The following is a 17636-nucleotide window of genomic DNA, read 5'->3' as shown; positions in this document are numbered from 1 at the left end:
GGTCCTGTTCGCGATCGGCCGCCTCCCGGGCTGGATCGCGCACTGGCGCGAGGCGAACGCGGATCCGGCGACGAAGATCGGCCGCCCGCAGCAGCTCTACGTGGGCCCGACGGAGCGCCACCTCTCCCGCTGACCTCCGCCGCCCGGAGGATTCCGGGCGTGATCTTGCAATCCGGGCGTTCCGTAACGCCCGATCTGCGAGATCACGCCCGTTCACCGGACACCGACCCTCCGGAGCTGCGACTCCAGCTGTCCGACCGGGCGCAGCGTCGCCCAGATCCACCGCGAGACCGTCGGATCCTGCGGCAGCGCGCGCAGGCGGTCCTCGCGTCGCTTCTCGTCGACGACGACCTCCGAGTCGGTGCGCCCGTTCATGAACTCGGGCTTCCGGTACTTCACGAGTCCGTCGAACTCGCCGATCACGTCGAAGTCCGGCCAGAAGAAGTCGACGAACCCGATGAGCCCCATCTCGTCGTCGAACCGCTGCTGGAGCACCGGAGGCGTCAGGCCGCACTCGTGGATCTGCACGCGACTCACGGATTCGCCGGGCCCTCCCGACCTGCCGTCGGCGAACGCGATCACCCGCTCGATGCGTGCGCGGCCGCGGGTCGGGCTCCACTCCTCCAGCGTCGCGACCAGGCGATCCTTGGTGGTGTGGTGCCGGAGCGCCCAGTCCGCGGCGGTCACCGCCGCGGCGAACGGTTCGGTCGCGGCCAGGTCCAGCACGGTTCGCTCGAGGTTCGTCGTGACGATGCCCGCGATCTCGGCCAGGTGCAGCTCCGTGTCCGCGACGGCGTGCTTCCTGATGCCGGCTTCGGTCCGGGTGCCGGTCGACGCGGAGACCCGCTGATGCACGAGTCCGTCGTGGCGCCGGATCCGGGGCACGCCCCAGAGCGCCGCGGAACTCCGGTGCGTGGCGGTGAAGGAACCGCGGTGGACGGCGGCGGCCGCCGCGACCTCCAGCCGGATCCGCTCGTCCGAGGACAGGGCGTTCCATACCGCGGTCCGCACGAACGCGCCGCTCCGCAGCGAGGTGAGCTCACCGCGTGCGGCGAGGCGGTTCAACGCGCTCGAACTCAGGCCGGTGTGGTTGCGGTGGCGCACGAGAAGCAGTGATTCCGTGCCGCGGATGGCGTGCATGGTCGGGATCGTGGCGTCTGCTGCCGCGACGCGGGGCGGCGATCCCGGAGGAGCACGGAGATCAGCCCTGTGGAGGAACGGATCCGCGCCTCACCGGCCTCGACCGGGCGTGATCTCGCAACTCGGGCGTCCCGGGAAGCCCGAACAGCGAGATCACGCCCGGAGAGCCGGGGTCAGGCGTGGAGGGCCGGGTTCAGGGCGATGCCCGGGCCCGTGCGGGGGAGCGCCTCCGCCTCGCCCGTCAGGCTGTTGCGGCGGAACAGCCAGGCGTCCTGCCCGGAGAGCTCGACCGCCTTCACGACCCGCGGCTCCTCGTCGGGGACCCGGATGACGAGCTTCGTGCCGGCCGTGAGGTACAGCCCGGCCTCGACGACGCAGTCGTCCCCGATCGCGATGCCGAGCCCGGCGTTCGCGCCGAGCAGGGAGCGCCGGCCGATCGCGACGCGCTGCGTGCCGCCGCCCGACAGCGTGCCCATGATCGACGCGCCGCCCCCGATGTCGGAGCCGTCGCCGACCACCACGCCCTGGCTGATGCGTCCCTCGACCATCGAGGTGCCGAGCGTGCCCGCGTTGAAGTTGACGAACCCCGCGTGCATGACGACCGTGCCCGGTGCGAGGTGCGCGCCGAGCCGCACGGTGGCGGCGTCCGCGATCCGCACCCGGTCCGGCAGCACGTAGTCGGTGAGCCGGGGGAAGCGGTCGAGCCCCGTGACCTGCAGCCCGGCCCGCTGCAGCATCGGCCGCCTGCGCGCGGCATCCCGCGGCGCCATGGGGCCGCGCGCGGTCCACGCGTTGATCGGCAGCTGCGCCATCAGCCCGTCGAGGGAGATCGAGTTCGGGGCGACGAGCAGGTGGGACAGGAGGTGCAGCCGGAGGTAGGCGTCGGCCGTCGAGGCGACCGGAGCGTCCAGATCCGACTCGACGGTGACCGCCTCGATGCGGACGCGCCGCGTCTCGTCGATGTGCTCCTCCGCCTCCAGCGAGCGGGGCGGGTCCGCCTCCGGCGCGACGCCGAGGGCGGGGGAGGGGAACCACACGTCGAGCACGGTGCCGTCCTTCGCCCGCGTCGCCAGCCCGTGGCCCCACCCGGTCCGCTGCGGATCGCTCATCGGACCAGGCTATCCAGGCCGCGCGACCGAGCCCGACGGGGGCGCTCGGTACGCTGGTGCGCGTGCCCGGCCTGGATCTGACCGCGGACGCCGCGCTGCTCACGCAGGCGATCTGCGACGTGGAGAGCGTGTCCGGGAACGAGGCCCGGCTCGCGGACCTGATCGAGGACGCCGTGCGCGCCGTGCCGCACCTCGTCGTGCGCCGCTACGGCGACACGGTGGTCGCGCGCACCGAGCTCGGGCGCCCGACGCGGGTCGCGATCGCGGGGCACATCGACACGGTGCCCGTCGCGGCGAACCTCCCCACGCGCTTCGAGGAGGTCGACGGCGAACGCCGCCTCGTCGGGCGCGGCACCGTCGACATGAAGGCCGGCGTCGCCGTGCAGCTGAAGCTCGCCGCCGAGCTCGACGCCCCCGTGCCCGACGTGACCTGGATCTGGTACGACCACGAGGAGGTCTCGGACGACCTGAACGGGCTGCACCGCCTCCTGCGCGAGCACCCGGAGGAGCTCGTGGCGGACTTCGCGATCCTCGGTGAGCCGACCGCGGCCGGCATCGAGGGCGGCTGCAACGGGAACCTGCGCGCCGAGATCCGCACCAGGGGACGCCGGGCGCACTCGGCGAGGTCCTGGGTCGGCGAGAACGCCATCCACCGCGCGGCGCCGATCCTCGAGCGGCTCGCTGCGTACGAGGCGCAGAGCGTCGAGGTGGACGGACTGGTCTATCGCGAGGGCCTGAACGCCGTGACGATCCACGGCGGGATCGCGGGGAACGTCATCCCCGACGAGTGCGTGGTGCAGGTGAACCACCGCTTCGCCCCGTCCCGGACGGCGGAGGAGGCGGTGCGCCACGTGGAGGAGGTCTTCGCCGGGTTCGAGGTCACGGTCGTCGACCTCGCCGCCGGCGCGCGCCCGGGGCGCGACGTGCCCGTCGCCCGGGCGTTCGTGGAGGCGGTGGGCGGCGAACCGCGACCCAAGTACGGCTGGACCGACGTCGCCCGGTTCTCGCGGATCGGCGTCCCGGCCGTCAACTACGGCCCGGGCGACCCGCTCAAGGCGCACACCGACGACGAGTCCGTCCCGGTCGCGCAGATCCACGCGGTCGAGGCCGGCCTGCGAGCGTGGCTGTCGGGCACATGACCCGGACGGCGCCGCCGCCGGTCACCGAGGCCGCCGAACCGCTCGCCGCCCGCCTGCCCTGGTGGGGTGCGGCGCTCGCGATCTTCGCGGCCTCCCGCGTCCTGACGACCCTGCTCTTCGTCTGGGTGCAGGCGCAGGCCACCCCGCACTCCCGGGCGGGTGCCCACCCCAGCCTGCTCGATCTCGCGAGCGCGTGGGACGGCCAGTGGTACTGGTTCATCGCGGTGAACGGTTATCCGCACGTGCTGCCGCTCACCGCCTCCGGTGCGGTGGACACGAACCAGTGGGCGTTCCTGCCCGTCTACCCGTACCTCGCGAAGGCCCTCACCTTCGGCGTCCTCGACTGGCGCATCCCGGCGCTCGCGGTGAGCATCGCCGCGGGCTTCGGCGCGGCGGTGCTCCTCGCGGCCCTCCTGCTGCCGCGGATCGGCCGCGGGCCCGCGCTGTTCGCGACGGCGCTGTTCTCGGTCTCGCCGCTGGCGTTCATGTTCCAGACGACGTACGCGGAGTCGCTCGGCCTGCTGCTCCTCCTCGCGGCCCTGCTGCTCGTCGATCGCGGCCGGTACCTCACCGCGATCCCGGTCGCGCTCCTGTTCGCGTTCACCCGGCCGGGCGTGCTCGCGCTCGGGCTCGCCGTCGGCCTCCTGTTCGCCGTCCGGATCGTGCGCGCCCGCCGAGGAGGCCCAGCCGTCCCTGCTCGGGAGCTGCTCTCCGGCGTCCTGCTCGCAGGGTCCTGCGTGATCGCGGGATTCGCGTGGAGCGGGATCGCCGGCGTGGCCACCGGCCGCGCCGACGCCTACTTCGCGACGGAGTCGGCGTGGCGCGCCCTGTGGATGCCGGATGCGTCGATCACGTTCTTCCAGCCGTGGCTGTTCGCCGCGGACTTCTGGGCGACGAAGGTCGTGGGCCCGGGCGCCGCGGCCTGGGTCGCGCCCGTGTTCCTGGTCCTGCTCCTCGCTGCGTTCACCGCGCTGCTGCTGTCCCCGTCGGCCCGTCGTCTCGGGGCCGTCGTGCGGTTGTGGGCCGCCTCGTACGCGCTGTACCTGCTCGCGGTCTTCTTCCCGCAGTCGAGCGTGTTCCGGCTGCTGATGCCGATGGCGCCGCTCGCGGGCGCCGTCGTGCCGCGGTCCACGCCGGCGCGGATCGCGTTGCTCGTGGTCTCGGCGGCCCTTCAGGCGCTGTGGCTCTGGGTCTGCTACGGGCCTGTCCAGGACTACTGGACCGTGCCCTGATCAGGGAGTCGGCTGCGCGCGTTTTGGGAGTGGCGGTCCCGGGTGGGATACTGGTCGAAGACTTCACCAGAGGAAGGTGTCTCGCATGGCGGCGATGAAACCCCGCACGGGCGACGGGCCCATGGAAGCCGTCAAGGAGGGGCGCCTCATCATCGTGCGCGTCCCGCTCGAAGGCGGAGGCCGGCTCGTGGTCTCCGTGAACGACGCGGAGGCGACCGAGCTGCGCGACGCGCTGTCGGCAGCCATCAGCTGAGCATCCTTTCGACGGAGCGGGCGCCGCACATGCGGCGCCCGCTCCGTCTCCCCGCCGGATCCGGTCAGCGGCGCACGACGTGCAGCAGCCCGTCGCCGACGGTCGACAGCCCGGCGAGCAGATCCGTGCGCTCGCGCACGTCGCGGAGCAGCTCCCGGTAGGTGACCGTCTCCGGGTCGCGCAGCACCGGATCGGCGGTGCGGCCGCGCTGGAGCACGTGCGCGACGAGCACCGAGCCCCCCGGGCGGACCAGCCGGAGGGCCCCGTCGACGTGCGCCCGCACCGACTCCCAGCCGGCATCGACGAACACGAGGTCGTACGCGCCCTCGTTCATCCGCGGCAGCACCTCGTCAGCGGGTCCCGTGATCAGCCGGGTCCGGCGAGCGGGGTGGCCGGCCCTCTGGAAGATCGCGCGCGCGACCTGATGCACGTCGAGGTCCTCGTCGATGGTGGTGAGCACCGCATCGGGTGCCCCCTTGAGCAGCCAGAGCCCCGACACGCCAGCGCCCGTGCCGATCTCGACGATCGAGCCGGCGGGGCGCGCGGCTGCGGCGAGCGCCAGCGCTGCGCCGACCGCGGGCGAGACGGCATCGATCCCGAACTGGTGGGCGGCCTCCCTGGCGTCCTCGACGGCCTCGTCCTCGGGCACGAATGCGTCGGCGAAGGCCTGATCGGCGGCGGGCTCTGGCATCCGAACCAGCCTATGCGGCTAGCGCGGCCCCTCCCCGACCGCCACGTGATCTACGCTGGCCCGATGGGCCTGGGCTTCGAGAAGCTGCTGGTGATCGCCGTGATCGCCCTCTTCCTGGTCGGGCCCGAGAAGCTGCCGGACTACGCGGCCCGTCTCGGCCGATTCGTCCGGGCGGCGCGCGGGATGCTCGACGACGCGAAGGAGCGGGTCCGCGAGGAGCTGGGTCCCGACTTCGACGAGGAGGAGTGGCGCAAGCTCGATCCCCGGCAGTACGACCCGCGGCGCATCATCCGCGACGCCCTGCTCGAGCCGCCCGAGCCCCGTCGGCACGAGCCGGATCCTGAGCCGGAGCCCGAGCCGGTTGTCCAGCCGGTCCGCTCCCGCTCCGAGCCGGCCGTCTTCGACGACGAGGCGACCTGACGCCCGTCAGCAGAGGTCCGCGGCGATCGACCGCAGCGTCTCGAGGACGAGGCGGACGCTCGGCCGCTCGGCCGTCTCCCGCCGCAGCAGCGCCGCGATCCGTCTCGTCGGCGCCAGCTGCGCGAGCGGGCGCAGCACCACGCCGGAGCCCTCGCCGCCTGAGGTGAACCGGGGCAGCACCGCGAGCCCTACCCCCGCCGCGACCAGCGACTCGGTGACCCGGGTGTCGGAGAAGCGCTGCACGATCCGCAGTGCCGAGCCCGCGACGCGCTCGATCTCCTGCAGCAGGCGTTCGTAGGGGAACTCCTCCGGCACGCCGATCCAGGGGTCGCCGGCGATCTCGGCCGGGGTGACCTCCTCCCGCTCGGCGAGCGGATGACCGACCGGCAGCGCGACGTCGAGCGGCTCGTCGACGAGCCGCACGCTGAGCAGATCGGGGTCGTCCCACGACGGCGCCGGACCGACCGCGTGGGCGAGCACGACGTCGTAGTCGGGCACGATCGCCGCGAAGTCCGCGCGGACGGGGTCCACGTCCGTCGCGACGATCTCGAGCCCCGGGGTCGCCCGCGCCGCCTGGAGGAGCGGAGGGAGGAACATGCGGCCGCCCGTCGGGAACGTCGCGAGGTCGACCCGCCCCTCCGGGCTCCCGAGGTAGCTGCGCCAGGTCTCCTCGGCGCGCGCGAGCGCGACGACGACGTCCGCGGCGGCGCGGGCGAGCGCGTCGCCCGCCGGGGTCAGCACGAGGCCGCGGCCGTCGCGTTCGGTGAGCGGTGCGCCGACCTCGCGCTCGAGGGTCTTCAGCTGCTGCGACACGGCGGAGGGCGTGCGGTGCGTGGCCTGGGCGACGGCGGTCACGCTGCCGCGCAGCTTCAGCTCGCGGAGCACCTCGAGCCGGCCGACGTCCACATCACCATCCTGTCCTATCGTGAAGGAGAACTGAATCACGATTGCAGAACAATTCGCTTGTCCTACAGAGTGCGGCGCGGTTCACTGCTCCTCGAGGGTCCGTCGACCCCCCGCATGTGAAAGGCGAACCGCAATGACCGTCCTACTCGTCCTCGTCGCCGTCCTCAGCGTCTGGGGCATCGGCGCCACCGCCGTCGCGGTGCGCACCGACGGCTACCGCGCCGTCCGCGCGCGTCACTGACGGGACGGGACCGAGATCGGCAGCCGCCTGCCGGTGAGGTCCCTGCCCATCCCGCCGATCGCCGCCGCGAGCGCCTCGAGCGCCACGGCGGCGCCGTCGTCCCCGCCGAGCACGACGGGCGTCCCCTCGTCACCGGCGCGCCGGAGCGCGCTCGACAGCGGGATCTCGGCGAGCAGCGGGACGCCGAGCCGGTCCGCGACGGCCGCGCCGCCCCCGCTGCCGAACACGTCGAGCACCGTGCCGTCCGGCAGCACCGCGGGCGACATCGTCTCGACGACGCCGATCACGCGCTGACCGAGCCGGCGCGCGACGAGCCCGGAGCGGACCGCGACATCGGACGCGGCCGGTTGCGGGGTCGTGACCACGAGCACCTCGGCCGACGGCAGCAGCTGCCCGAGCGAGATCGCGACGTCACCGGTGCCCGGCGGGGTGTCCACCAGCAGCACGTCGATGGCGCCGAAGTGCACGTCGGTGAGGAACTGGTTCAGCGTGCGGTGCAGCATGGGGCCGCGCCACGCCACCGCCCCGTCGCGTTCCGACGGCGGGAGGAACATGCCGATCGACACGGCCTTCACCCCGTACGCGACGGGCGGCACGATGAGCCCGTCGAGGTCGACCGGGCTCGTGCCCGGCGGGATGCCCAGCAGGCCGGGGATCGAGAACCCGTGCACGTCCGCGTCCAGCACGCCCACCGCGAGCCCCGCGCGGGCGAGTGCCACGGCGAGGTTCGCGGTGACGGTCGACTTGCCGACCCCGCCCTTGCCGCTCGTGACGGCGAGCACCCGCGTCAGCGACTCCGCACCGAAGGGGTTGACCCGCTCGCCCCGCAGGCGCTCGGACAGCGCCGCTCGGCGCTCCGGCGTCATCACTCCGAGCCGGACGCGCGCCTCCCGGATCCCGGGCACGCCGGCGGCGGCCGCCCGCACCTCCCGCTCGATGCGGTCGGCGGCCGGGCAGCCCACCACGGTCAGGCTGAGCGCGACGTCGGCGACGCCGTCCTGCACCGCCACGTCGTCGAGCATGTCGAGCTCCGCGATCGGCCGGCGGATCTCGGGGTCGCGCACGGCCCCGACGGCGGCGCGGACCGCGTCGGCGGCGCTCACGGGAGGGCGGTCCTGCGGTCCGGGTCGCGCAGCGGGGGCTCGCCGGCCTCCGCGGGGAGCGCACGGGCCGTCTCCCTGCGGTCGAGCTCCTCGAGCAGCGCCTTCAGCTCACCGCGGACGAAGTCCTGCGACGCCATGTCGCGGACGAGCAGCCGCAGCGCGACGATCTCGCGGGCCAGGTACTCGGTGTCGTCGAGGTTCCGCTCCGCGCGCTGCCGGTCCTGCTCGACCTGCACGCGGTCGCGGTCGTCCTGCCGGTTCTGCGCGAGGAGGATCAGCGGCGCCGCGTAGGACGCCTGGAGGGAGAGCAGCAGCGTGAGCAGGGTGAAGTTCGTCGCCCGCGGATCGAACTGCGCCGCCTGCGGGAGGAAGGTGTTCCAGGCGAGCCAGACGACCACGAACACGGTCAGCCCGATCAGGAACCCCGACGTGCCCATCCCGCGAGCGAACGCCTCCGAGAACCGCCCGAACACGTCCCGGCCCGTGCGGTGCCTCCTGCCCCGCGCGAGGCCCTTCGGCTCCTCCAGCGGGTCGATGTCGCGCCGCCCCCTGCGGCTACCTGGCGCGGCCACGGGGGCTCCTCCTCGACGGGATGCGCTGCGGGACGGTCGTGATGGCGGACGTGTCGGTGGTCACCCTGGGCATCACGGCCTCGTCGTCCTCGCTGTCGGCCGAGCGCCAGTCGTCCGGCAGCAGGCGGTCGAGCACGTCGTCGACGGTCACCACGCCGACCAGGCGGTGGTTCTCGTCCACCACGGGCACCTGCACCAGGTTGTAGCTCGCGAGGATCCGGGAGACCTCCGCCACGGAGGTGTTCGCCTGCACCGGCTCGGTCTGCGTATCGAGGATGCTGCCGAGCTTCTCGTGCGGCGGGTACCGCAGCATGCGCTGGAAGTGCACGATGCCGAGGAACCGGCCCGTCGGCGGCTCGTACGGCGGCTGCGTGACGCAGACCGCGGCACCGAGGGCAGGCGCGAGCTCGTGCCGCCGGATGAGCGCGAGCCCCTCCGCGACGGTCGCATCCGCCGAGACGATGATCGGGTCGGGCGTCATCATGCCGCCCGCCGTGTCGGGGTCGTAGGCGAGCAGCATCCGCACGTCGTCGGCCTCCTCCGACTCCATCAGGTCGAGGAGCGTCTCGCTGCGCTCGTCCGGCAGCTTCGCGATGAGGTCGGCGGCGTCGTCCGGCTGCATCTCCTCGAGGACGTCCGCGGCACGGTCGTCGCCGAGGCGGGCGAGGATCTTGATCCCGGACTCCTCCGGCATCTCCTCGAGGACGTCCGCCAGCCGCTGGTCGGTCAGCTCGTCGGCGACCTCGAGCATCCGCTGCTCGGGCAGGTCCAGGAGGGTGGAGGCGAGGTCCGCGGCGGGCAGGTCCGCGGTCGACTGGATGAGCTGCGCGGCCGACTGGCTGCGACCTCCGCTGTCCTGCTCGCGGATGTCGCTCCACTTCACGAACGCCGTCGCGCCGCGCCCGAACGGCGCGGGACCGGTCCGCGGACGGCGCACGAAGACCTGGCCCACCTCCCACTCGGCGGGCCCGACCTGCTCGATCGCGACGTCCTCGACGGTGGACTCGCCCGAGCCGTCCGTCAGGGCCACCCGGCGGCCGAGCAGCTCCGCCACGACCCGGACCTCGCTGGCGCGCTGCTCGAACCGGCGCACGCTGATGAGCCCGGTCGTGATCACCTGGCCCGCCCCGATCGACACGATGCGGCCGATGGAGAGGAACACGCGGCGCCGGCCGGGGATCTCGACCACCATGCCGACCACGCGGGGAGCTGCGGCCCTGCGGTACACCACGACGACGTCGCGGACGCGGCCGAGCCGGTCGCCCGAGCGATCGAACACCCCGCACCCCGCCAGGCGGGCCACGAAGATGCGCGTCGTACTCACGGGTCAAGGGTAGGGCGCCGAGGCCGCGAACCACGCGGGTGGACGCAGAAGGATCTCATGGGTCGCCCCAAGATCGAGCCATGGATCCGTGCAGCGGATGATGGGACGATTCTCTGCGTGACGAACACGCAGGGCCTCTTCGGCGGCGGGCGGCCGGTCGCCTTCCCGACGCTGCCCACCGGCGACGTGATCGCGACCTACCCGACGTACGAGCAGGCGCAGTCCGCGGTCGACAAGCTCGCGGAGAGCGAGGGCTTCCCGGTGCAGGCCGCCGCCATCGTCGGGAACGACATGAAGAGCGTCGAGCGGGTCACGGGCCGTCTCTCCTGGGGGCGCGCGGCCGGTGCCGGCGCCGCCTCCGGCCTCTGGCTCGGGCTGCTGTTCGGCCTCGTCACCACGATCTTCACGCCCGCGAACGCGAACCCGGGCGTCGGCTACCTGTTCGGCGCCGTGCTGCTCGGCCTCGCGTTCGGCATCGTCTTCGGGCTCATCTCCTACGCCGTGTCCCGGAACCGCCGCGACTTCAGCAGCGTGATGCAGGTGGTCGCCTCCACCTACTCGCTCGTGGTGAACCCGGAGGTGGCGAACCGGGCGCGCAACATCCTCGGCGTGACCGAGGCGTTCACCCCGCCGCCCGTGCCGCCCGCCGACCCGACGGGCGGCACGCTCGCCTGACCGGGCTCAGGCCTGCAGGGAGGCGATCCACGCCTCGACGTCGTCCGCGGTGCGCGGGATCCCGGCGGACAGGTTCTCGACGCCGTCCGCGGTGACGACGACGTCGTCCTCGATGCGGACGCCGATGCCGCGGAACTCCTCCGGCACGGTGAGGTCGTCGGGCTGGAAGTAGAGGCCCGGCTCGATCGTGAACACCATGCCCGGCTCGAGGACCCCGTCCATGTAGAGCTCGCGGCGGGCGGCGGCGCAGTCGTGGACATCGAGCCCGAGGTGGTGGCTCGTGCCGTGCACCATGTAGCGGCGATCGGCCCGCTCGACGCCCTCGAGCCGGTCGGCGGGCAGCAGCGGCAGCCCCCACTCCGCGGTCCTGCGGGCGATGACGTCCATCGCGGCGGCGTGCACGTCGCGGAACCGGATGCCCGGCTTCACGATCGCGAACGCCGCGTCGGCGGCCTCGAGCACCGCCTCGTAGATCCGCCGCTGCACCGGGCTGAAGGTGCCGGACACCGGCAGCGTGCGTGTGATGTCCGCGGTGTACAGGCTCGGCAGCTCGACGCCCGCGTCGATGAGCACGAGGTCGCCGGGCACGACCGGCCCGTCGTTCCGGGTCCAGTGCAGGATGCAGGCGTGCGGCCCGGAGGCGGCGATCGTGCCGTAGCCGAGGTCGCTGCCCTCCGAGCGGGCGCGGGTGAAGAAGACGCCCTCGATCACGCGCTCGCCGCGCTCGTGGGCGGTGATGCAGGGGAGGGCGGCGATCACGTCGTCGAACCCCTGCTTGGTGGCCGCCACCGCGGCGCGCAGCTCCGCGAGTTCGGCGTCGTCCTTGACGAGTCGCAGCTCGGCGAGATCCCGCGCGAGGCCCTCGTCCTCGACGGTGAGATCGCCCTCCCGGCGCTCCAGGTCCGCGATGTCGCGCGCCACCAGGCCGAGGGAGGCGCCGACCTCCGCGAGCGACGGGCGCCGGCCGACCCAGAACTCGCCGATCGCGGCGTTCGCGTAGAACTCGTCCGTGTCGCGGCCCGCGGCCGGCTGGAAGTAGAGCGCGACGTCGTGCGCGTCCCCGGCCGGCTCGAACACGAGCACGGCGCCGGCGACGGCCTCGTCGCCCCAGCCGGTCAGCCAGCTGAACGCCGAGTGCGCCCGGTACGGGTAGTCGGTGTCGTTCGAGCGCACCTTCGGCTCGCCCGCCTCGATGACGAGGCGGGTGCCCCGGTAGCGCTCCGAGAGCGCCGCGCGCCGCGGCGCGGCGGCCGCGGCCAGGGGAGCGACCGGCGGCAGGTGCTCGGGCCGATCCGCCCAGCCGCTCGCGATGTACCGCTTGAACGCGTCCGTCTTCGGGATCTCGGTGCGCCCGGAGCCGGTCTCCAGCTCCACGTCCCGCTGCTCCGAGGGCTGCATCTCGACCTGCTGTTCGCTCGCCATGCCCCCATCTTCCTCCTCGCGCCGGTCAGGCGCCGAGGTGCTCGGAGAGCCGTTCGAACACCTGCGCCTGCGCGGCGAGGGAGGCGCGCCAGTCCGGCAGCTCGAGGGCGTGGTCCGCGCCGGGCACCTCCAGCACCTCGATGTCGGCGTCGTCCAGGGCACCCGAGCGCCACAGCCGGTCCCGGGAGCCGCCGACCGCGATGGAGCGCTCGTCCATGCCGCGGAGGGCGTCGAGCACGGGCTGCTCGCCGAGCAGCGGCGTCAGCCAGATGCCCGGGACGTCGTGCTCCGCCGCCCACGGCGCCGCGAGCGTGCCGAGGGACTTGGCGAGCAGCAGGTCGGGCAGCGCGTCCCCTGCCGCCTGCTGCAGCGCGCGCAGCACGAACGCCACCGGATCGTCGCCGCCCTCCGTCTCCGGGTTCCAGACGACGACCGCGAGGCGCCAGCCCGCGGCCGCGAGCAGGCGTGCGGGCCAGTGGAGGACCGGGGCGAGGGCCGGGTAGCCGCTGCCCGGCAGCACGACCGCGAACATCGCGTCCGGGTCGTTCGACCCCCGCTGGACCACCTTCACCCCGCGATCCCATCACACCCCGCCGACCGGGGCGACGCGCTCAGCGCGCGGGGCGGAGGCGCGCGAGGACCGGGCGGTGGTCGCTGCCGGAGGAGTCCTCGTCGGCGAGCACCCGGAACCCGGTGAACCGCCAGTTCGGCGTCGCCAGCACGTGATCGATCGGGGTGCCGACGAGTGCGGGCAGGCTCGTCGGCCAGGTGCCGACGCCCGCGTTCCGCGTCGCGAGCGCGCCGTCCCGGCAGGTGCGGAGCTGGCCGCCGCCGGTGCCGAGCCCGTCGAGATGGTCGAGCGTCGCGTTGAAGTCGCCCGCGACGAGCACGTTCCGGCCGGAGCAGCGGGCCGCTGCCCAGGCCAGGTCCGCCCGCCAGTGCACCGGGTCCGGTTCGTAGGGCGCGGTCGTGTGCACGGCCACGATCCGCGGGGCGTTCTGGCCGCCCGCCGGGTCGAGCACCACGCTCGGCACGCCGGCCGTGTCGCCCAGCGAGGCGACCCGCCGGTACCTCCCCAGCGCGGCGCCGACGAGCACGGAGGTCGACCTGGCCGGGATGCCGGCCTGCTGGGAGACCGTGAACACCGTGTAGCGCAGCCCCTGGCCCGCGAGCAGACCCGCGACCTGCCGCGCCCGGTCCGCGGTCGTCTCGGGCAGCGCGACCACCGTCGCGCGGTTCTCGGCGGCGACCCGCGCGATCTCCTGCGCGGAGACGGAGTCGCCGAGCGTGTTCCAGCTGAGCACGGTCAGGTCGTCCTGCTGCGCGGTCGGCACGTCGGGTGCACCGATCCCGCGGACGACGAGCACGCCCCCCTCCGCGACCGCGAAGGCCACGAGCAGGAGCGCGACGACGCCGATCCCGCGCCGGAGGCGGTGCAGCACGAAGTCGACCAGGGTGAGCACGACGGCCGCGATGAGCGCGACGAGCCCCTCCGCGCCGCGGAACGAGACGACGAGCGCCGCCACCGGCCCGCGCTGCAGGCCGAGCAGCTGCGGCCACGCCGCGAGCGCGAGCGCGCCCGCGAGGACGAGCGCGCCGAGCGTGGCGAGGGTCCGGCGGAGCACGGAGGGCAACGGTACGTGCGGGCGCGTGCCGCACCTCCGCGGCTCGCGGGCCTCGGAGGCGCTCCTACGATTGCTCCGTGGCGGTGCGCGGGCGGTTCGATCTGCACACCCACTCGACGGTGTCGGACGGCACCGAGACGCCGTCGGACGTCGTGCGCGCCGCGGCGGCCGCGGGCCTCGCCGGGCTCGCGCTCACCGACCACGACTCGACCGCGGGCTGGGCGACCGCGACGGCCGCCGCACGCGAGGCGGGCATCGGGCTCCTGCCCGGCGTCGAGCTCTCGACGCGCAGTGGATGGCGCAGCGTCCACATGCTCGGCTACCTGGTCGACCCGGAGGACGCGGCGCTGCTCGCGGAGACGGACCGCATCCGCCGGGCGCGGCGCGATCGCGCGAGGCGGATCGTGGACGCGATCGCCGTCGACTACCCGGTCTCGTGGGACGACGTGCTCGACCAGACCGCGCCGGGCGCCACGGTGGGACGCCCGCACATCGCCGACGCGCTCGTCGCGCTCGGCATCGAGCCGGACCGCAGCGCGGCGTTCGCGGGCATCCTCCATCCGCGCCGCGGCTACATCGAGCCCCACTACGCACCGACCCCGGTCGAGGGGGTCGCGCTCATCCGCGCCGCCGGCGGCGTGCCGGTGCTCGCGCACCCCGGCGCGACGCGGGCCGAGTGGGTGATCCCGGAGGACGAGGTCGCCGCGCTCGTCGACGCCGGCCTGTTCGGCATCGAGGCGGACCACCCGGAGAACACGGCGGGGGGCGGGCCCGTCGCCGCGGCGCTCGCCCGGCGCTTCGGCCTCCCGATCACCGGATCGAGCGACTACCACGGCTCGGGTAAGCCGAACCGGATCGGGGAGCGCACGACCGCGCCGGATGTGGTCGAGGCGATCCTGGCGCAGGCGACCGGCTCCGCGCCGATCCTGCCCTGACCGCCGCTCAGGCGATCTGGAGCCACTCCCGCAGCTTGTCCACACCCTCCATCTCGGTGTGCGGCCGCAGCTCCGGCCCGCGCGCGTCCCACATCGCCCGCGACATGCGGAACCGCTTCTGCACGGTGACGGTGCCCTCGCGGTCGAGGCGCTCCTCCCCGTTCGGCTCGTAGCCGAGCTTCCGGGTCACCGCGTTCGACGCGAGGTTGTCGGCCCAGGCGGACGTGGTGACCTCGTCCGCGCCGAGGCCGTCGAACGCCAGCGTCAGGATCGCGATGCGGTTGAGCGTCCCGATGCCCTTGCCCTGCCAGGAGTGGCCGAGCCAGGAGGCGCTCTCCGCGGACCGGGTGGTGGTGAAGTGCTCGGACGAGAGGCTCTGCACGCCGATCAGCGTGTGGTCGAGCTTCGCGGCGAACTCGAGCGACCAACGCTCCGGCGACATCTCCTGCCGCAGCCGCGAGTGGTAGCGGTACACGTTGCGGGCGACGTCGATCTCCGAGCCACGCGTCCAGGGCGTGTTGAACGGGAGGAAGTTGCCGTGGATGCCGCCGGCGGCGAGCCGGCCCAGGTCCAGTGCGGTGCGGTCGTCGATCGGGGCGAGCTCGATGTCGGACACCAGGATGCGCACGCCGAGGAGCGGCCAGATGTCGACGTCGGACGGGGTCGGCATGCGAAGAGGCTATCGGCCGCGCCGCGCCTCCAGCGGCCACCCCGCCCGGCGCGCGAGCACGTCGGCAGGCCCGTCTCGCTCCAGCAGGCTCGACGGGGCGACCGGAGCCTGCCGGAGCGGAACGGGCCTGCTCAAGCGCTCGGTCCGGGTCAGGCCGATGGGGTCGCGGGGCGTGCGCCGCCGCGGCGACGACGGCGACGGCGGGGCTTGCCCGAGCCGTCGTGGGTGCCGGAGCCCGGCACGTGCTCCTCGTGGGCCTCGTGCCCCTCCGCCGCGTGCCCCTCCGCCGCGGGCGCCTGCGTCTCTGCCGCCGCCTGCGGCTCCCCGCCCGTCCGGGTCCGCGAGCGGGAGCGCGACCGCGAGCCGGAGCGGGCCGGCTTCGCGTCGCCGCTCTCGCCGCCCTCGGCCGCGACGGGGTGCGCGGTCGGCGCCTTCGGCAGCCGTCCCTTGGTCCCTGCGGGGATCCCGAGCTCCTCGTACAGGTGCGGGGACGAGGAGTACGTCTCCACCGGCTCCGGCTTGCCGAACTCGAGCGCCTTGTCGATGAGGGCCCACTTGTGCAGGTCGTCCCAGTCCACGAAGGTGACCGCGGTGCCGGTGCGCCCCGCGCGGCCGGTCCTGCCCACGCGGTGCAGGTACGCGTCGGCGTCCTCCGGGATCGTGTGGTTGATGACGTGCGTGACGTCGTCGACGTCGATGCCGCGGGCGGCGACGTCCGTCGCGATGAGGACGTCCTTCTTCCCGGTGCGGAACGCCGTCATGGCCCGCTCGCGCTGGTCCTGCCCGAGGTCGCCGTGCACGGCCGCCGCGGCGAACCCGCGGTCGGTCAGCTCCTCCTGCAGGCGCGGGGCCGCGCGCTTCGTGCGGGTGAAGATCACGGTCTTGCCGCGCCCCTCCGCCTGGAGGATCCGGGCGACGACCTCGTCCTTGTCCAGCGCGTGCGCGCGGTAGACGACGTGCCGGATGTTCGCCTGCGTCAGCCCCTCGTCGGGGTCGGTCGCGCGGATGTGCACCGGGCGGTTCATGAAGCGGCGGGCGAGCGCGACGATCGCGCCCGGCATGGTCGCCGAGAACAGCATCGTGTGGCGGATCGCCGGCGTCTGGGCGAAGAGCTTCTCGATGTCCGGGAGGAAGCCGAGGTCGAGCATCTTGTCGGCCTCGTCGAGCACCATCTCGCGCACGTCGGCGAAGGAGATGAGGCGCTGGCCGGCCAGGTCCAGCAGGCGACCGGGGGTGCCGACGACGATCTGCGCCCCCGCCTTGAGCGCCTCGATCTGGCCTTCGTAGGCCTTGCCCCCGTAGATCGCGGCGACCTTGGTCGGGCGGGCGGAGGTGGCGAGCTCGAGGTCCTCGGCGACCTGGACGCACAGCTCGCGGGTCGGGACGACGACCAGGACCTTGACGCCGGGCTCCGGGTCGTGGCCGAGGCGCTGGATGATGGGCAGGCCGAAGCCGAGGGTCTTGCCGGTGCCCGTCTTGGCCTGCCCGATGATGTCCTGGCCGGTGAGGCCGAGCGGGATGGTCTGCGACTGGATGGGGAAGGGCTCGACGATGCCCTTCGCGGCGAGGACGTCGACCATGTCCTGGTCGATGCCGAGTTCTGCGAATGTCAAAGGAAGCGTTGCCTGTCGTTCGGCGCGCTGGAGCGCGCGGTGCTGGCGCGGATCGCGGAACGGATCGCGCGGGGTGCGCCGAGATCTCGACCGGCGCGGCGGGTCCGCTCCACGGCGGACTCCGATCGGCATCCTACCCGGTGCCAATATGCTTGCCGGGTGATCCGATCGGGACGGCGGCGCCCCGCCGCGCCCAGAAGCCGTCGGGGCGACCCGCCCAAGGTGGTGCGGATCGCGCTCGGCGACCTGAAGCCGGACACCGACGCGCTCCTCGGCCGCATCGCGTACCTCAAGCTCGCGCTGTTCGAGTCGGCCTCCGCGGTCGCCGGGCGCGCCACCGATCTGGCGGACCGGGAGGCGATCACCCGCGTGGCCGCGGTCGTGCTCGAGCAGCACACCGAGCTCTCCGCGTTGATCGAGGCCAGGGGCACCACCTCGGCGGCGGCGATGCACCCGTTCACCGCCGACATCGACCGCTACCGCCGTCGCCTCGCGGACTCCGGCTGGCACGAGTCCGTGCTGACGCTGCACCTCTCCGCCGGCCTCCTGGACGACTTCTTCGCGGG

Annotated in this window: 20 protein-coding genes; 8 read left to right on the top strand and 12 right to left on the bottom strand. The window is 73.8% G+C overall.

All coding sequences use genetic code 11. The features are described 5' to 3' along the window. A partial coding sequence (locus ACTHLI_RS11410) for a citrate/2-methylcitrate synthase (RefSeq protein WP_440183653.1) occupies positions 1-133 on the top strand: 133 nt, incomplete at its 5' end. An 80-nt stretch (positions 134-213) separates the two neighbouring features. Here the strand turns inward: ACTHLI_RS11410 and ACTHLI_RS11405 are convergent. Beyond that, entirely contained in the window at positions 214-1140 is a 927-nt protein-coding gene (locus ACTHLI_RS11405; RefSeq protein ID WP_440183650.1) for a hypothetical protein, read from the bottom strand. Between the two features lie 173 nt (positions 1141-1313). Beyond that, on the bottom strand, positions 1314-2249 hold the full coding sequence (dapD, locus tag ACTHLI_RS11400) for a 2,3,4,5-tetrahydropyridine-2,6-dicarboxylate N-succinyltransferase (RefSeq protein WP_440183649.1): 936 nt from the start codon (positions 2247-2249) through the stop codon (positions 1314-1316). Between the two features lie 62 nt (positions 2250-2311). Between dapD and dapE the strand changes: the two genes are divergently transcribed. The 3 genes from dapE (at position 2312) to ACTHLI_RS11385 (ending at position 4873) form a co-directional block, all read left to right on the top strand. Then, positions 2312-3388 carry a succinyl-diaminopimelate desuccinylase gene (dapE, locus tag ACTHLI_RS11395; RefSeq protein ID WP_440183647.1) on the top strand — a complete coding sequence of 359 codons (1077 nt, stop codon included), beginning with the start codon at positions 2312-2314 and terminating at the stop codon, positions 3386-3388. Beyond that, positions 3370-4620 (top strand): hypothetical protein, encoded by a 1251-nt coding sequence (locus tag ACTHLI_RS11390; protein ID WP_440183645.1) that lies wholly within the window; start codon positions 3370-3372, stop codon positions 4618-4620. Before dapE ends, ACTHLI_RS11390 begins: the two co-directional genes overlap by 19 nt. Before the next feature lie 85 nt (positions 4621-4705). Continuing rightward, positions 4706-4873 (top strand): DUF3117 domain-containing protein, encoded by a 168-nt coding sequence (locus ACTHLI_RS11385; protein WP_096422594.1) that lies wholly within the window; start codon positions 4706-4708, stop codon positions 4871-4873. 64 nt (positions 4874-4937) lie between these two features. Here the strand turns inward: ACTHLI_RS11385 and ACTHLI_RS11380 are convergent, their stop codons facing one another. Beyond that, positions 4938-5564 carry an O-methyltransferase gene (locus tag ACTHLI_RS11380; protein WP_440183643.1) on the bottom strand — a complete coding sequence of 209 codons (627 nt, stop codon included), beginning with the start codon at positions 5562-5564 and terminating at the stop codon, positions 4938-4940. 63 nt (positions 5565-5627) lie between these two features. On the opposite strand from ACTHLI_RS11380, the gene ACTHLI_RS11375 reads away from it, so the two are divergent. Beyond that, on the top strand, positions 5628-5984 hold the full coding sequence (locus tag ACTHLI_RS11375) for a twin-arginine translocase TatA/TatE family subunit (RefSeq protein ID WP_440183641.1): 357 nt from the start codon (positions 5628-5630) through the stop codon (positions 5982-5984). A 6-nt stretch (positions 5985-5990) separates the two neighbouring features. On the opposite strand, the gene ACTHLI_RS11370 is transcribed toward ACTHLI_RS11375, so the two are convergent. The 4 genes from ACTHLI_RS11370 to ACTHLI_RS11355 form a co-directional block, all read right to left on the bottom strand. Then, positions 5991-6890, bottom strand: coding sequence for a LysR family transcriptional regulator (locus ACTHLI_RS11370; RefSeq protein WP_440183639.1), 900 nt, complete (start codon positions 6888-6890; stop codon positions 5991-5993). Between the two features lie 234 nt (positions 6891-7124). Next, on the bottom strand, positions 7125-8234 hold the full coding sequence (locus ACTHLI_RS11365) for an Mrp/NBP35 family ATP-binding protein (protein ID WP_440183637.1): 1110 nt from the start codon (positions 8232-8234) through the stop codon (positions 7125-7127). After that, the gene (locus ACTHLI_RS11360; protein WP_440183635.1) at positions 8231-8806 is read right to left on the bottom strand and encodes a DUF1003 domain-containing protein; all 576 of its coding nucleotides are present in this window, start codon (positions 8804-8806) and stop codon (positions 8231-8233) included. Before ACTHLI_RS11360 ends, ACTHLI_RS11365 begins: the two co-directional genes overlap by 4 nt. Next, complete coding sequence (locus ACTHLI_RS11355; RefSeq protein ID WP_440183633.1) at positions 8790-10130, bottom strand: magnesium transporter MgtE N-terminal domain-containing protein; 1341 nt, start codon at positions 10128-10130, stop codon at positions 8790-8792. The genes ACTHLI_RS11360 and ACTHLI_RS11355 overlap by 17 nt, the downstream gene beginning before the upstream one ends. A gap of 117 nt (positions 10131-10247) precedes the next feature. On the opposite strand from ACTHLI_RS11355, the gene ACTHLI_RS11350 reads away from it, so the two are divergent. Beyond that, complete coding sequence (locus ACTHLI_RS11350; RefSeq protein WP_440183631.1) at positions 10248-10805, top strand: general stress protein; 558 nt, start codon at positions 10248-10250, stop codon at positions 10803-10805. Positions 10806-10811: 6 nt separating this feature from the next. Here the strand turns inward: ACTHLI_RS11350 and ACTHLI_RS11345 are convergent, their stop codons facing one another. From ACTHLI_RS11345 to ACTHLI_RS11335, 3 genes are read right to left on the bottom strand one after another with little or no spacing between them, the layout of a single operon-like run. Beyond that, on the bottom strand, positions 10812-12203 hold the full coding sequence (locus ACTHLI_RS11345) for an aminopeptidase P family protein (RefSeq protein ID WP_440183652.1): 1392 nt from the start codon (positions 12201-12203) through the stop codon (positions 10812-10814). Positions 12204-12252: 49 nt separating this feature from the next. Continuing rightward, positions 12253-12798: a hypothetical protein gene (locus ACTHLI_RS11340; protein ID WP_440183630.1), complete on the bottom strand. Its 546-nt coding sequence runs from the start codon at positions 12796-12798 to the stop codon at positions 12253-12255. A gap of 40 nt (positions 12799-12838) precedes the next feature. Further along, positions 12839-13852 (bottom strand): endonuclease/exonuclease/phosphatase family protein, encoded by a 1014-nt coding sequence (locus ACTHLI_RS11335; protein ID WP_440183629.1) that lies wholly within the window; start codon positions 13850-13852, stop codon positions 12839-12841. 77 nt (positions 13853-13929) lie between these two features. On the opposite strand from ACTHLI_RS11335, the gene ACTHLI_RS11330 reads away from it, so the two are divergent. Next, a complete protein-coding gene (locus ACTHLI_RS11330) occupies positions 13930-14787 on the top strand; it encodes a PHP domain-containing protein (protein ID WP_440183627.1) in 858 nt (285 codons plus the stop codon). Between the two features lie 7 nt (positions 14788-14794). Here the strand turns inward: ACTHLI_RS11330 and ACTHLI_RS11325 are convergent, their stop codons facing one another. Beyond that, the gene (locus tag ACTHLI_RS11325; protein ID WP_440183626.1) at positions 14795-15457 is read right to left on the bottom strand and encodes a GNAT family N-acetyltransferase; all 663 of its coding nucleotides are present in this window, start codon (positions 15455-15457) and stop codon (positions 14795-14797) included. A gap of 149 nt (positions 15458-15606) precedes the next feature. Further along, complete coding sequence (locus tag ACTHLI_RS11320) at positions 15607-17070, bottom strand: DEAD/DEAH box helicase (protein ID WP_440183624.1); 1464 nt, start codon at positions 17068-17070, stop codon at positions 15607-15609. Positions 17071-17229: 159 nt separating this feature from the next. Between ACTHLI_RS11320 and ACTHLI_RS11315 the strand changes: the two genes are divergently transcribed. Next, positions 17230-17636: ferritin-like fold-containing protein (locus ACTHLI_RS11315; protein WP_440183622.1), on the top strand; the 407-nt coding region annotated here is incomplete at its 3' end.

The sequence above is a fragment of the Amnibacterium sp. genome (assembly GCF_051956055.1).
Taxonomy (GTDB): Bacteria; Actinomycetota; Actinomycetes; order Actinomycetales; family Microbacteriaceae; genus Amnibacterium.
The sequence above is the reverse complement of the archived record's forward strand: the minus strand, read 5'-3'. Positions and strand labels throughout refer to the sequence as shown.

What these genes read in the sequence shown, in the direction of transcription:
- ACTHLI_RS11325 (WP_440183626.1), bottom strand. Translation starts at nt 15,457, where the DNA reads ATGCCGACCCCGTCCGACGTCGACATCTGGCCGCTCCTCGGCGTGCGC.
- ACTHLI_RS11380 (WP_440183643.1), bottom strand. Translation starts at nt 5,564, where the DNA reads ATGCCAGAGCCCGCCGCCGATCAGGCCTTCGCCGACGCATTCGTGCCC.
- ACTHLI_RS11405 (WP_440183650.1), bottom strand. Translation starts at nt 1,140, where the DNA reads ATGCACGCCATCCGCGGCACGGAATCACTGCTTCTCGTGCGCCACCGC.
- ACTHLI_RS11385 (WP_096422594.1), top strand. Translation starts at nt 4,706, where the DNA reads ATGGCGGCGATGAAACCCCGCACGGGCGACGGGCCCATGGAAGCCGTC.
- dapD (WP_440183649.1), bottom strand. Translation starts at nt 2,249, where the DNA reads ATGAGCGATCCGCAGCGGACCGGGTGGGGCCACGGGCTGGCGACGCGG.
- ACTHLI_RS11375 (WP_440183641.1), top strand. Translation starts at nt 5,628, where the DNA reads ATGGGCCTGGGCTTCGAGAAGCTGCTGGTGATCGCCGTGATCGCCCTC.
- ACTHLI_RS11345 (WP_440183652.1), bottom strand. Translation starts at nt 12,203, where the DNA reads ATGCAGCCCTCGGAGCAGCGGGACGTGGAGCTGGAGACCGGCTCCGGG.